We start from the raw sequence: 14,292 nt of genomic DNA, 5'->3' as shown, positions 1-14,292 counted from the left end.
AGCGCAGTCGCGTTGCCAGGCGCTCTTAGTAATACACCAGGTACGACACACCGAAGGTCAACGGATCGATCCGCGCCTTGCCCAGTCGCGTGCCATTGAGGTCGACGTTGCTGCGCGAATCGGTCCAACGCGCATCCACGCGCAGACCGCTGCGGTCGTTGAAGATGAAGTCCACGCCGACATGCGCGGTGGCGCCGATCGAATCGTCGAAGCGCAGATCGCCACTGCCGATCGTCGGCTCGGTGTCTTCGCCCAGGAAGGTGGTGTAGTTGATGCCCACTCCCACGAAAGGCGACACCGTGCCATAGCCGTTGATGTGGTACTGCAACAACACGCTCGGTGGCACCGACCAATAGCTGCCCACCTTGCCGATGCCCTGCAGTTCGAGGTCGTGCTTGCCTGCAACTGCCGCATGCACTTCGACACCCAGGTTGTTGCGCAGGAAGTATTCGTAGGTGAACGACAGTGCCGGCGCGCCCTTGATCTCGGCCTGGGTGCCGCCGACGGTGCCGCTATTGGACTTGGGCGAGACATAGCCGGCACCGTAACCGGTCGTCCAATGACCGGCCGACTGTGCAAGGGCGGGTGCGGCCGAGGCGGCCAGTGCGATGGCGAGGGCGGTGCGAGTCAGCGTGTTCATGGAATCCCCGGTAGGTCGGACAGACGGGCGACGTGACCGACCTGTCCGCAACTCCGGCGGTGGATGCACGTCCCTGGGCGGCAAGTGTGCCAGAGATGCGCCCACGCCGCGGGGGATCAGAACCGGTGCACGTAGGCCACGCCGTAGACCAGCGGGTCGATATTGACCGTGCCGATATGGTTGCCGTCCAGGCGCGCTTGGGGATCGATATCGATCCAGCGCAGGTTGACCCGCAGTGCGCCGCGGTCGCTGAGCGTGTAGTCCACGCCTGCATGCAGTGCCAGGCCCCAGGAATCGTCCAGCTCCAGCTTGCTGCCGGCCAGGTCACCGCGGGTGTCGGTGCCGAAGAAGCGCGTGTAGTTGATACCGGCGCCAACGAACGGCGAGAACGTGCCTTGGGCATTGAAGTGGTACTGCAGTGAGATCACCGGCGGCAGATGCTTGGTGCTGCCCACCCGGCCCAGGCCGCGTATCGCAATGTCGTGCTCGAACGGCAGCGCAGCCAGCACCTCGATGCCCAGGTTGTCTGCGACGAAATATTCGGCTGTAAACGTGGGTTTGATGTCTTTACCCACGTCCACGTCGAGCGTGCCGCCGACCAGGCTGCCGTTGTCGGATTTGGGAGCGACCTGATGGGCGCCGACGGCAACGGTCCAGTCGCCTTTGGATTGCGCCAGTGCGGGGAGGCTGACGAAAGGAGCCAGGACGGCGAACAAGAGGGTAGAGTGCATACGCATGGGAAGTCTCGTGGGGTGCAATGGATGTGGGAAGTCTTGGCGCTTGGCGTCGCCGCTGCCTTGATCCTGATCAATTCGGCCGTGCGCTCAGATGTGCGTGCCTGCAATGGCTGCAGTCACACTCCGCGCAGACGGCGGCGTTGCGCGCCGTGCGGGTGCTCGTAGCGGCGCATCGTGCGCGTGGCATCGTGCGATGCGCTTGGCACAGCCGTCGGCGTGGGAGGGGCGCCGACGGTTGCGTGCGTAGTGGCGTCGACAGCGATCGCTCGCCGGTGCGATGTACCGCTTACTTGACCTTGGCGACCTTGGGTGCATCCACTTCCGGCATCGCCGAGCTGTGGTGGTTGATGATCAGCCACTTGCCGTCGCGCTTTTCGTACACGAAGGTGTAGCGGGCCTGCACGTTGCTCTTGTTGCCGGCCTTGTCGGTCAGCGTGAAGGTGTACACGCCGGCATCCACGGCGCTGTCGTCATCGAGCACGCGCACGGTGCGGTAATTGACCACGCCCTGCGGCTTCTTGGTCAGGAACATCTCGAAGTAGTTTTCGATCTGTTCGCGCGAGGCGCGCACTTCGTTGGAGACCGTCGGCAGCAACACGCCGTCCGGTGCGTACAGATCGGCCACCTTGTGCGGGTTGCCGGTGGCCAGCGCCGCATTCCAGGTGTCGAACAGCGCAGCGACTTCGCGCTCTTCGCCGCCGGCCGGCAGCTTGGCCTTGTCGGTGTAATGCATCACGCCTCCAGCCAGCGCCGGGGTGGCAGCCAGAGCCAGAACCAGAGAGAAGAGTGTGCGACGCATGGGGAATCTCCGTGTGATCGATGGGGGCCTCAGCAGGCAGGGCCAGTATCGAAATCCACGGGATGCCGAAATGCTGCTGTCCGGCATAGCGCTGAATATGCCTTTCAGCGTATCTGCTTTAATTTAAGTGGCTGAAATATATAGAGTGTGGTGGCTTTCAGTGTGTTGGATGACGGCGCTGCATGCGATCAGGCATGAGGTCCTCGGTGATTGATCGACCATCGATGCTGTAACGTGCGCGGTGACCGTTCATGCGCGCTCACTCCGATGGACCGAACGCATCTGCGGGTTGGTTCCTCGTAGAGCGTGGCGCAGAGCCCCGCTACCCGCTACCGAATCCCGAATCCCGAATCCGCGCCGCCCGCAACACGGCTGCGAACAAGTGACGCTGCTAGAATGACAGCCCCTTTCCATCCGCCGCGCTGTCGCGGTCGCAGGAGCTAGTGAACATGGCAATCAAGGTTGGCATCAACGGATTCGGTCGCATCGGACGCAATGTGCTGCGCTCTGCGGTGCAGAACTTCGCCAATGACATCGAGATCGTGGCCATCAATGACCTGCTCGAGCCCGATTACCTGGCCTACATGCTGCAGTACGACTCGGTGCATGGCCGCTTCAAGGCCGACGTCTCGGTCGACGGCAACACGCTGATCGTCAACGGCAAGAAGATCCGCCTGACCCAGGAACGCGACCCGGCCAACCTCAAGTGGGATGCCGTCGGCGCCGACGTGGTGATCGAGTCCACCGGCCTGTTCCTGACCAAGGAAACCGCACAGAAGCACATCGATGCAGGTGCCAAGAAAGTGATCCTGTCGGCGCCGTCCAAGGACGACACCCCGATGTTCGTCTACGGCGTCAACGACAAGACCTACAAGGGCGAAGCGATCATCTCCAACGCCTCGTGCACCACCAACTGCCTGGCGCCGTTGGCCAAGGTGATCAACGACAAGTGGGGCATCAAGCGCGGCCTGATGACCACCGTGCATGCGGCCACTGCGACGCAGAAGACCGTGGACGGCCCGTCCAACAAGGATTGGCGCGGCGGCCGCGGCATCCTGGAGAACATCATCCCGTCCTCCACCGGCGCCGCCAAAGCCGTGGGCGTGGTGATCCCCGAGCTCAACAAAAAGCTCACCGGCATGAGCTTCCGCGTGCCGACCTCCGACGTGTCGGTGGTCGACCTCACTGTCGAGCTGGAAAAGCCGGCCACCTACGCCGAAATCTGCGCCGAAGTGAAGGCACAGAGCGAAGGCGCACTGAAGGGTGTGCTGGGGTATACCGAAGACAAGGTGGTGGCCACCGATTTCCGCGGCGAAACCTGCACCTCGGTGTTCGACGCCGACGCCGGCATCGCGCTGGACTCCACCTTCGTCAAGCTGGTGTCCTGGTACGACAACGAGTGGGGCTATTCCAACAAGTGCCTGGAGATGGTGCGGGTTGTCGCCAAGTAAGTTTCTGGCGCAGTGATGAAACAGGCCCCGGCATGCCGGGGCTTTTCATTTGTCGGCAATGGATGTTGCGTTTCTTGCACTGCGGCGCCTTCGGTGGCTGCCCGGAAGTGGACTTTGCTGGACTCACGTGCGCTAATTCGCGCGCACGGCGGCCGTTCCCGTGTCGTGTACGAAGGATCGGGGAACTCCATGGATCGAGAGAAGAGTGATGAATAAGTTTTTGGCAGGCGCCTTGGCGCTGAGTGTGGTTGTTGCGTTTTCCGTGCCGTCCAACAGTTGGGCTGCAACAAAGCAGACCGGTACGCCGGCCTGGATGAATGCCGATGGTGAGGTGATCAAGTCGTCCGATGTCGAGGCGGGCTACGGCGAGACCGTCAAGGGAATCAACGATTACGAAGGCGAAATCACCGGCAAGCCAGCGCCTGGCAGCAAGTTCACCCAGCTGAAAATCGGCATGCCGATGAAGCAGGTCACCGACCTGATTGGTCAGCCGGACGACCAGGGTGCTTACGTGACCGGCAAGGCATTTATCCCGTTCTTCTTCGGTGGCGACCGCTACCGTTACGAAATGGCCTACAAGGGCCAGGGACGTCTGGTGTTCGCTGGCAAGTCGATGGGGACCGGCGGCAACCTGATCTGGATCATCCATAACAAGAACGATAGCGGTTACCGCGAATAACCGTTCAAAGCGCCCGGTTCTCCGGGCGTTTTCTTGTGTGAGGCATGGCGCAAGCACGCATGCGACTGCAGCTTCCCGACGCTTCATCCATCGTCTGAGCGAGAGACTGTCTGCCCAGCCGCAGCCCGAGGCTGTATGGTGCGCGCATTCGGCTGGACGCCGGCTCGGGGATTGCTGCGTTGGAAACGATAATCGTGTTGGTGGCCCTGGTGCTACTCGCCGTGCCGGTGGGTGTGGTGATCGCGCTGGTGTGGATTGCCGGGCTGCGGCGACGGGTGGCGGCGCTGGAGCAGCGGCTTGCGCAGTGGCAGAGCAGTGGTGCCGGGCCTGCGGATGCGCCGGCGCAAGCACCCACGGACGCGCAGGGCAGGGCGTGGGAGCAACCGGACGTGGCGTCCGATGTAGGCGCTGGTCCGGGCGCCGTCGCCGACAGCGATCTACCTGGGTACCGCACGTCCGTTGCAGCGGGTCAGGACGTTGGCTCGCATGCGCCGGCTGCGGATCACCAGGCGGTTGGTGGGTCTGCCTCGGCGGTGCCGCCGCCATTGCCGGCGCAGGCACCTGCAGATGCGATGGCGGGCAGTGCAAGCGCGACGTCGGAACGTCCCAGCGCGCAAGCGCAGGCGACGCGCGCCCAGTCGGCGCAACTGCAATCCGCACAACCGCAACCGCCTCGGCTTCCGGCCGCGCCCAGCGCCATCGCGCGCGCGGCCAGCGCCTTGAAGCGTTGGTTCACCGAGGGCAATGTGCCGGTCAAGGTCGGCATGCTGGTCTTGTTGGCGGGCGTGGCGTCGCTGTTGAAGTACGCCAGCGATCAGGGCTGGATGCGCATGCCGACCGAGCTGCGCTTGGCCGGCATCAGCGTTCTGGCATTGGCCGGTCTGATCTTCGGTTGGACGCAGCGCGCGCAGCGGCCGGGGTTTGCGTTGGCGTTGCAGGGCGGCGCCATCGGTGGCCTGTTGTTGACGGTGTTCGCGGCCTTCAAGTTGTACGGCTTGCTCGATGCCGGAACGGCGCTGGGCATCAGCGTGGTGCTGATCGCAGGTATGTGCGTGCTGGCGGTGCTGCAGGATTCGCGCACATTGGCGGTGCTGGGCGTGCTGGCCGGTTTTCTTGCGCCGATCTGGTTGTCTACCGGCAGCGGCAACCATGTCGCGCTGTTCTCGTACTACGCCGTACTCAACGCCGGTATCGTGGCGATTGCATGGACACGCCCGTGGCGCGTGCTGAACCTGCTGGGGTTTGCTTTCACCTTCGGCATCGGCACCGCGTGGGGAGCGCTGCAGTACTCCCCGGCAAAATTCGCCACGACCGAGCCGTTCCTGTTGCTGTTCTTCGCCATGTACGTGGCGATTCCGGTCCTGCATGCGCGCCGCGGCGACGTTAGTGCCGGCAGGCTCATCGATGGCAGCCTGTTGTTCGGAACGCCGCTGGTGGCCTTCGCGTTACAGGCGCGCCTGCTCGAGGGCGATCGGCTGCCACTGGCGTTGTGCGCGGTGGCGGTGGCCGCGTTGTACGCGGGCCTGGGCAGTTGGCTGCTGCGCCGCGCATCCACGCGCTTGCTGGGCCAGGCGCACGCGATGCTGGCGGTCGGGTTCGCAACCCTGGCCGTACCGCTGGCGTTGTCGGCACGTGCCACTGCGAGCGTGTTTGCGCTGGAAGGCGTCGGTTTGCTGTGGCTGGCGCTTCGCCAACAACGGTGGATCTCGCAGGTCAGCGGTGTCGCGCTGCAGGTGTTTGCGGCGGTGGGTGTCGCGTTCGGTGTGGATGCCTGGCGCCACGATGCGGTCGCGGTGGCCAACGCAACCTGCATGAGTACCGTACTGCTGGCGCTGGCCGGCTGGGCCAGTGCCTGGTTCCTGCGCGATGCAGGACATCGGCGGCGTGCGCTGCTGGCATATCTGTGGGGACTGGGCTGGTGGACGCTGTGCGGCGTGCACGAGATCCTGCGTTTTGCCGATCTGCGCAGCGAGCCGGATCTGCTGCTGGGCTTGGTCGCACTCAGTGTATGGCTGGCGGCCGAAGTGCATCGGCGCCGTCCTGCTGGGGCGCTGGTATGGACGGCGATGTCCGGTCTGGCGCTGGCGGCGCCATTGGCGCTGTGGCAAGGCGCAGCGCACACCCAGCCATTCGCGCATTGGGGCGCGTTGGCATGGGGTGTGTTTGCGGTGGCGGGCGCGCGCGCGTTGTGGTGCTTGCGCACGCAGCAAGGCGCTGGCGCGATGGCGGCGCAGTTCATCTGGTGGCTGCTGTGGCCGTTGGTCGTCTCGTTGGGCGCGGCCTGGCTGGCCGATGCGTTCTTGTTGGCCAATGGCTGGCGTTGCGCCTTGCTGGCGGCGCCGTGGTTGCTGGTGGCGACGCTGGGGCTGTTGCGTTGGCCATGGCTGGCCTGGCCGCAGGGAACCGGCTTCGATCCTGCACGCAACGCGTTGCTGAGTTGCGTGTTCGCGGTATTGGGGCTCGGCTGGCTGCTCGCATTGCTGGATCCGGTGAGCGCTGCACCGTTGCCATGGCTGCCGTTGCTCAATCCCGCCGAGCTGGCGCAATTGGCGGTCCTGGCCTTGCTTGCGCGCTGGGCCTGGTCGGCACCCGCGCCGACATTGCTGCAGCATTGGCGCGTAAGTGCGCTGGGTGTGCTGGGTTGGGCGTTGAGCACCGGCAGTACCTTGCACAGCGTGCATCACTGGGGCGGTGTGCCGTGGGATTCGGCGCTGATCGGCGCCACCTTGTCGCAGACCAGCCTCACCATCGTCTGGAGCGTGCTCGGCGTGCTGGGCTGGGTGATCGGCTCGCGTCGTGGGCAACGCGGGCTGTGGCTGGGCGGCGCGTTGCTGATGGGACTGGTCCTGGCGAAGGTGGTGTTGGTCGACCGCCAGCATCTGGGCAACTTACTCGGCATCGGCTCGTTCATGGCCTATGGCCTGTTGTGCACCGTGGTGGGCTATCTGGCGCCGGCACCGCCGCGTGCGGTTGCGACCGAAGGTCATGCTGTCCAAGAGAACGGCGTCGAAAAGGATCGGGAATGAAAGCGATGCGATGGGCGCTGCTGCTGATGGTGCCGATGTTGGCGCAGGCCAGCGATGTGCGGCAGGACTACCGCCAGCAGTGGCCGCTGCAGATGACCGGCTCGGATGCCGGCCTCTATCAGGTGACCTTGAATGCGGCGGTGTATCGCGCCGCGCACGACGCGGCGCTGCGCGATGTCACGGTGATCGACGCGCATGGACAAGAGCTGCCCACCGCCTGGCTGCCGATGGATGCAGCGCCGGCTGCTGCGGTACGCCGTCAGCGCCTGCCCCTGTTTGCGCTACCGGCTGGTGCGGCGCCGGCCAGTGGCGACCTGCAGTTGATTGCCGAGCGCGATGCCAGTGGTGCGGTGCGCCGCCTGGAAGGCCGCTTTGCGACCGGGGCTGTCGCGGCGGGCCACGGTGTCAGCTGGTTGATCGATGCCAGCGCGCTGCGCGATCGCCCGCGTGCCCTGTTGCTGGATTGGGAGGGCGACATGCCGGTGCAGGCCCAGGTGCGCGTGGAAGGCAGCGACGATCTGCGCGACTGGCGCGTGCTCGCCTCCAACGCCACGGTCATGGCGCTGGACAATCAGGCGCAGCGACTGCAGCAGCGTCGTATCGCCCTGGACGATGGTGCGCGTTACTTGCGCCTGGTCACTGCATCGGGCGAGCTGCCGGCATTGCGCGTGGTCGAGGCGGAGCTGGATGGCATCGCCATGTCCACGCCGCAACAGTGGCTGGACTTGCCAGGCACCGCAAAAGATGCAGCGCTGGTGTATGCCTTGCCCGGTCGTTTTCCGATCAGCCAACTGGATGTCGGCGGCAGTCAGGCCGAGGCGGTCGAGTGGATCGTGGCAAGTCGCGATACCGACGATGCGCCGTGGCTGCAGCGTGCCGGCCCATGGTTGGCGTATCGCTGGGCCAGGGCACGGCCGCCGCGTCGCCGCCGCAACTGCTGTCTGCGCCCGTGCGCGATCGCCAATGGCGGTTGGTCGCCGCGCAGGGGCGCAGCACCGCCGTGCCGATGCTGCGCGTCGGGTACCAGCCGGAGCGGCTGATGTTTCTTGCGCAGGGCCAGCCGCCGTATGCGCTGGTGGCCGGCAGTGCGCGTGCGCAGCGCACCGACGCACCATTGGGCGCAATGCTGCAGGCACTGCGGCGCGAACGCGGCGCACAGTGGCAGCCGGCGCAGGCCCGTCTGGCTGCGCAGGCACAGCCGCTGGCAGGCGAGGCCGCGCTGCAGCCGGCTGCCACGCCGCGCGACTGGAAGCGTTGGCTGCTGTGGGGGCTGTTGGTCGGTGGCGCCTTGCTGGTAGGCGGTTTCGCGGTGAGCCTATTGCGTAGTGCGTCGGCCGATCGCAACGGCTGACTGCGACCGCTTCGCACGGCGGTTTGCCGCTGCGGCGCGAAGGTCGGACAATGGGCGTCCCCCGTGACCAAGGCAGCCGTCTTGCCCGTCGTGTTCGACCAAGCATCCCGCGCCTCGCCAACCGCCTTGGCGGCCCCGCGCATGGTGGGTAAAGGGCGCCACGCGATCCGCCCGCTGGCGCAACGACATCGCGATGGCCATCCACAGCCAGTTGCCGCTGAGGCAAAGCGCTCACATGTTTGCACCGGCGCGTCTGCTGGGTGCTTCTGCATGACCATTCCCCACTCCCCCTTCCTAGACCGAACGAGCTGAGCCCATGTCCATTGTCCGCATGACCGACCTCGATCTCTCCGGCAAGCGCGTGCTGATCCGCCAGGATCTCAACGTGCCGATCGACAACGGCCAGATCACCTCCGAACAGCGCATCACCGCCTCGGTGCCCACCATCAAGCTAGCGCTGGAAAAAGGTGCGGCCGTCATGGTGACCTCGCACCTGGGCCGCCCCAAGGAAGGCAGCTGGACCGAAGAAGATTCGCTGGCGCCGGTTGCCACGCGTCTGGCCGCATTGCTGGGCGTGGACGTGCCGCTGGTGCGCGACTGGGTCGATGGCGTGGAGGTCGCGCCGGGCCAGGTGGTGCTGCTGGAAAACTGCCGCATGAATGTCGGCGAGGGCAAGGACGATGAGACGCTGGCGCGCAAGTACGCCGCGTTGTGCGACGTGTTCGTGATGGATGCCTTCGGCACCGCGCACCGCGCGCAGGCCTCCACGCATGGCGTGATCCGTTTCGCGCCGGTCGCCGCAGGCGGCCCGCTGTTGATGGCCGAACTCGACGCCCTGGCCAAGGCGCTGGACAACCCCGCCAAGCCCTTGCTGGCGATCGTGGCCGGCAGCAAGGTGTCCACCAAGCTGGAGCTGCTGTCCAACCTGGTCAACAAGGTCGACCAGCTGATCGTCGGCGGCGGCATCGCCAACACCTTCATCGCCGCGGCCGGGCATGCCGTGGGCAAGTCGTTGAACGAGCCGGATTTGATCCCGACCGCCAACCGGATCGTGGCCGATGCCAAGGCGCGTGGCGCCGAGATCCCGCTGCCCACCGATGTGGTCGTTGCCAAGCAGTTCCTGCCCGATGCGCAAGCCAGCGTGAAGTCGTTGGACGCGGTCGACGCGGACGATCTGATCCTGGATATCGGCCCGCAAACCGCGCAGCGCTACGCCGAACTGATCGCCAGTGCCGGTACCGTGGTGTGGAACGGTCCGGTGGGCGTGTTCGAATTCGAGTCCTTCAGCCACGGCACCGAAACCCTGGCGCGCGCGATCGCCAGCTCCAAGGCGTTCTCGATCGCTGGCGGTGGCGACACCCTGGCCGCAGTGGACAAATACGACATCGCCCAGGACGTCACCTACATTTCCACGGGCGGCGGTGCGTTCCTGGAGTTTCTGGAAGGCAAGACCTTGCCGGCGGTGGCCGCACTCCAGGCCCGCGGTCAGTGAGTGCAGCCACGCTGTTTTTCGATCTGGACGGCACGCTGGTCGATTCTGAGCCGGGCATCGTTGCCAGCATCGTGCATGCCTTCGACGAACTCGGCCAGCCGCGGCCGTCGGCGCAGACCTTGCGCGCCTGGATCGGCCCGCCGTTGCGCGATAGCTTCACCGAGTGTTTTACGGACGACCCGGAGTTGGTGCAGCGCGCGCTCGGGCTCTACCGCGCACGCTACGACGCGGTGGGCTGGACAGAACTCAGCGTGTTCGACGGCATCGGCGAGGTTGTCACCGGCCTGCAGCGCGCCGGTCATCGCCTGGCCGTGGTGACCTCGAAGAATGAGCGCTATGCGCGGCGCATCGTCGAGCATCTGCCCTTCGGCGCGTGCTTCGAGGAGGTGATCGGTGCCAGCGAAGACGGCGAACGTCGCTTCAAGCCGGACCTCATTGCCGAAGCGCTGCGCCGTTTGCAGATCGACAAGACCGGCTGCGTGATGATCGGCGACCGGCGCATGGATATCGATGGCGCCAAGCACCACGGCATCCACAGCATCGGCGTGTTGTGGGGCTTTGGCGACGAGGGCGAACTGCGCACCGCCGGCGCCGGTGCGCTGGCACGCACGCCGGCTGAACTGGCGGCGTTGCTTCAGTGATGAGCAGTGCGCGTCGGCCGTTGCGTTCGCTTGGTCGACGCGCCTGCAAATGCGGTTCGCAGCGCGCAGAACACGCTTCACCGCTGCCGGGTTAGGGTGGCGACCGTTCGCCTTGCTCATGGCAGCGCGGGCGCAGGCGTACGTACTGTCCCGCACTGTCTGTAAGACATGCCGGAATCGGAGGAAGGCTATGCCGCAATGCCATCCTCGGTACGTGACGTGTGTGTTAAGTTTCGCGGCTTTTACAGGGAGGCCATCATGAAAGAACGTCAACGCCGCACCAAGATCCTCGCCACCCTCGGACCGGCAACGGATGCGCCCGGTGTGCTGGATACGCTGTTCAAGGCGGGCGTCAACGTGGTGCGCCTCAACTTCAGCCATGGCGACCCCTCCGGCCAGGCCAAGCGTGCCGCCGAAGTGCGTGCCGCTGCGGCCCGCGTCGGTGCCGAAGTCGGCATCCTGGCCGACTTGCCGGGCCCGAAGATCCGTATCGAACGTTTTGCCGAAGGCAAGATCAAGCTGACCATGGGCGATCGCTTCGACCTGGTGGCCGATGCCAACGCGCCGGCTGGCGACCAGACACAGGTTGGCGTCAGCTATCTGGGTCTGCCGCAGGACGTGACCGCCGGCGACGTCCTGCTGCTCGACGATGGCCTGATGCAGTTGCAGGTCACCGATGTGCAGGGCGCGCGCATCGTCACCAAGGTGTTGAACGATGGCGTGCTGTCCGACCGCAAGGGCCTCAACAAGCAGGGCGGTGGTCTGTCGCTGGGCGCGTTGACCGAACGCGACAAGGAACTGATCGGCATCGTTGCCAAGATCGGCGTGGACTTCATCGCGGTGTCGTTCTGTCGTAACGCGCAGGACATGCACGACGCACGTCAGATCGCCCAGCAGCATGGCTGCGATGCGCAACTGGTGTCCAAGATCGAGCGCACCGAGGCGATCGAAAACCTGGTCGAGATCGTCGAAGCCTCCGATGTGGTGATGGTGGCGCGTGGCGACCTGGGCGTTGAAATCGGCGACGCCGAATTGCCGGGCCTGCAGAAGAAGATCATTCGCGAATCGCTGGCGCAGAACAAGGTGGTGATCACCGCCACGCAGATGCTGCAGTCGATGGTCGAAAGCCCGATCCCCACCCGCGCCGAAGTGCTGGACGTGGCCAACGCGGTCATCGACGGCACCGACGCGGTGATGCTCTCGGCCGAGACCGCCGCCGGCGCCTACCCGGTGCGTGCGGTGGAAGCGATGGCGCGCATCTGTCTGGGGGCCGAACACCAGTTCGAGTTCGATACCGACTTCGAAGCGGCGCAACGCAATCTGCAGCGCGCCGACCAGGCGATTGCGATGGCGACCATGTTCCTGTCCGAGCACATCGGCCTGGGCGGCGTGGTGGCGTTGACCGAATCCGGCGGCACGCCGCGCTTCCTGTCGCGCTTCCGCTCCAATATGCCGATCTACGCCTTCACCCGTCACGATGGCGCACGCCGCCAGATGGCGATGATGCGTGGCGTGTTCCCGATCAGCTTCGACAGCCGCGGCCTGACCCCGCGCGAGGCCGCACGTGCGGCGATCCGCCTGCTGGTGGAGAACGAGCGCATGGGGCCTGGCGACCGCGTGGTCTTTACCAGTGGCGAGCACATGGAAACCCACGGCGCCACCAACACGCTGCGCCTGCTGGAAGTGGGCGAAGACGGCCGCGCCACCGGTCTGGGCGAGCTGTAACGCCTGTCGACCGCATCCGGCGCATGACCTGAGCCGGAACAGACGCGCCACACGACGGCGGCCCCAGGGCCGCCGTCGTGCGATGTGGCGACCTGGCCGCTGGGCGCGCGCCAGCAACACGTAGGAGCGCACCCGGGCGCGACGGGCTGTATCGGGCATGCCCGTCGCGCCCGGGTGCGCCCGGGCGTCGCCGGATCGTTGGTCAACGGCCGGATCCGGCGAGTACCCAATGCCCACCACCTCACACGCGCGCTGTTGCAACGGTGCTGGTGATGGCGGAACAAGACGCTGTCCACGATGTAAGTCATGCCGCAGGCGCAGCTCTGTGGCGACAGACGAAGCAGCAACGCGGCCAACCCTCAAGGTGCCAGCTAACTCACGCATGGCTCGGTATCAACGCGCCAGCGCAGTCACTGCAGCCATGTGCATCCCAGCAGCGCACGCGCCACGCCGCGCACCATGCTCGGCTTTGCCGATTCCCGATTCCCGCGTGCGAGCAGCACCACACATCCTGTCACGCACGCACGTGTAATCGGTTGCAGGCATTCCGTGAAGGAATGTGTACGACTTTCGTCGCTATACTTTCGTTCTCCCCCGCAGCTGCCACAGGAACTACATGAGCATCGAACAGCTTGCCGAAACCGCCCAGGCGATGGTCGCCCCGGGTAAGGGCATCATCGCCATCGACGAATCGACCAGCACGATCGCCAAGCGTTTTGCCAGCGTCGGCATCGAGAACATCGAAGAGAACCGTCGCGCCTATCGCGAACTGTTGCTGACCACGCCCAAGCTGAGCGACTACATCTCCGGCGCCATCCTGTTCGACGAGACCATCCGTCAGAAGACCAAGGATGGCGTGCCGTTCGCCGAGTACATGACCGCCCACGGCATCATCCCGGGCATCAAGGTCGACAAGGGCGCGCAGCCGCTGGCCGGCATGCCGGGCGAGCTGGTGACCGAAGGCCTGGACGGCCTGCGTGCGCGTCTGGAGGAGTACTACACGCTGGGTGCGCGCTTCGCCAAGTGGCGTGCGGTCATCAATATCGGCGAAGACATTCCGTCCGGCACCTGCATCGAGGCCAACTCGCATGCGCTGGCGCGTTACGCTGCGCTGTGCCAGGAACAAGGCTTGGTGCCGATGGTCGAGCCGGAAGTGATCATGGACGGCAGCCACGACATCGAAACCTGCTACGAAGTGACCGAAGCCACGCTGCGCTCGCTGTTCGGTGCGCTGTATGAGCAGAACGTCGTGCTCGAGGGCACCATCCTGAAGGCCTCGATGGTGATCTCCGGCAAGAGCTGCGAAGAGCAGGCCAGTATCGAAGAGGTGGCCGAATCCACCGTGATGTGCCTGAAGTCCACCGTGCCGGCGATCCTGCCGGGCATCGTGTTCCTGTCCGGCGGCCAGACCGACGAGCAGTCCACCGCCCACCTCAACGAAATGCACCAGCTCGGCAATCTGCCCTGGCCGCTGAGCTTCTCCTACGGCCGCGCCATGCAGCAGGCCGCGCTGAAGCTGTGGGCCAAGGACATGACCGGCAACTTCGCCAAGGCGCAGCAGGTCATCTACGAGCGCGCGAAGGAAAACGGCCTGGCCGCGCTGGGTAAGTGGAAGGGTTGATCGATTGATGAGGGCTGCAAGGCCGCCGCATCGATAGAACAAAAACGCCGGCAGCATGCCGGCGTTTTTGTTTGCTGCATCCACGGGTTCGATGCCGCGCGAAAACGCAAAGGGCGCCGCTCGGCGCCCT

The 14,292-nt window shown here is 65.3% G+C and carries 10 protein-coding genes and 1 pseudogene; 8 read left to right on the top strand and 3 right to left on the bottom strand.

The features are described 5' to 3' along the window. Positions 1 to 25 precede the first annotated feature (25 nt). The 3 genes from AMD14_RS17400 to AMD14_RS17390 form a co-directional block, all read right to left on the bottom strand. Complete coding sequence (locus AMD14_RS17400) at positions 26 to 640, bottom strand: OmpW/AlkL family protein (RefSeq protein WP_011052217.1); 615 nt, start codon at positions 638 to 640, stop codon at positions 26 to 28. A 116-nt stretch (positions 641 to 756) separates the two neighbouring features. Further along, a complete protein-coding gene (locus tag AMD14_RS17395) occupies positions 757 to 1,377 on the bottom strand; it encodes an OmpW/AlkL family protein (RefSeq protein ID WP_015463564.1) in 621 nt (206 codons plus the stop codon). Positions 1,378 to 1,663: 286 nt separating this feature from the next. Then, positions 1,664 to 2,176 (bottom strand): SgcJ/EcaC family oxidoreductase, encoded by a 513-nt coding sequence (locus tag AMD14_RS17390; RefSeq protein WP_011052215.1) that lies wholly within the window; start codon positions 2,174 to 2,176, stop codon positions 1,664 to 1,666. Positions 2,177 to 2,625: 449 nt separating this feature from the next. Here AMD14_RS17390 and gap point away from each other — a divergent pair, with 449 nt between their 5' ends. The 8 genes and pseudogenes from gap (at position 2,626) to AMD14_RS17350 (ending at position 14,162) form a co-directional block, all read left to right on the top strand. Next, complete coding sequence (gene gap, locus AMD14_RS17385) at positions 2,626 to 3,627, top strand: type I glyceraldehyde-3-phosphate dehydrogenase (RefSeq protein ID WP_003490161.1); 1,002 nt, start codon at positions 2,626 to 2,628, stop codon at positions 3,625 to 3,627. Between the two features lie 208 nt (positions 3,628 to 3,835). Continuing rightward, on the top strand, positions 3,836 to 4,306 hold the full coding sequence (locus AMD14_RS17380; RefSeq protein WP_015463563.1) for a hypothetical protein: 471 nt from the start codon (positions 3,836 to 3,838) through the stop codon (positions 4,304 to 4,306). A gap of 179 nt (positions 4,307 to 4,485) precedes the next feature. After that, the gene (locus AMD14_RS17375) at positions 4,486 to 7,332 is read left to right on the top strand and encodes a DUF2339 domain-containing protein (protein WP_011052213.1); all 2,847 of its coding nucleotides are present in this window, start codon (positions 4,486 to 4,488) and stop codon (positions 7,330 to 7,332) included. Further along, positions 7,329 to 8,683 (top strand): annotated as a pseudogene (locus tag AMD14_RS17370) (DUF3999 domain-containing protein). The gene AMD14_RS17375 and the pseudogene AMD14_RS17370 overlap by 4 nt, the downstream one beginning before the upstream one ends. Positions 8,684 to 8,999: 316 nt before the next feature. Next, on the top strand, positions 9,000 to 10,175 hold the full coding sequence (locus AMD14_RS17365; protein ID WP_005922388.1) for a phosphoglycerate kinase: 1,176 nt from the start codon (positions 9,000 to 9,002) through the stop codon (positions 10,173 to 10,175). Beyond that, positions 10,172 to 10,816 carry an HAD family hydrolase gene (locus AMD14_RS17360; protein WP_011052210.1) on the top strand — a complete coding sequence of 215 codons (645 nt, stop codon included), beginning with the start codon at positions 10,172 to 10,174 and terminating at the stop codon, positions 10,814 to 10,816. Before AMD14_RS17365 ends, AMD14_RS17360 begins: the two co-directional genes overlap by 4 nt. Positions 10,817 to 11,074: 258 nt before the next feature. Continuing rightward, entirely contained in the window at positions 11,075 to 12,541 is a 1,467-nt protein-coding gene (pyk, locus tag AMD14_RS17355) for a pyruvate kinase (RefSeq protein ID WP_003487265.1), read from the top strand. Between the two features lie 616 nt (positions 12,542 to 13,157). After that, complete coding sequence (locus AMD14_RS17350) at positions 13,158 to 14,162, top strand: class I fructose-bisphosphate aldolase (RefSeq protein WP_003487259.1); 1,005 nt, start codon at positions 13,158 to 13,160, stop codon at positions 14,160 to 14,162. The last annotated feature ends 130 nt before the right edge of the window (positions 14,163 to 14,292 follow it).

This window comes from Xanthomonas citri pv. citri (assembly GCF_000961215.1).
In the GTDB taxonomy this organism is placed as follows: Bacteria; Pseudomonadota; Gammaproteobacteria; order Xanthomonadales; family Xanthomonadaceae; genus Xanthomonas; species Xanthomonas cissicola.
The sequence above is the reverse complement of the archived record's forward strand: the minus strand, read 5'-3'. Positions and strand labels throughout refer to the sequence as shown.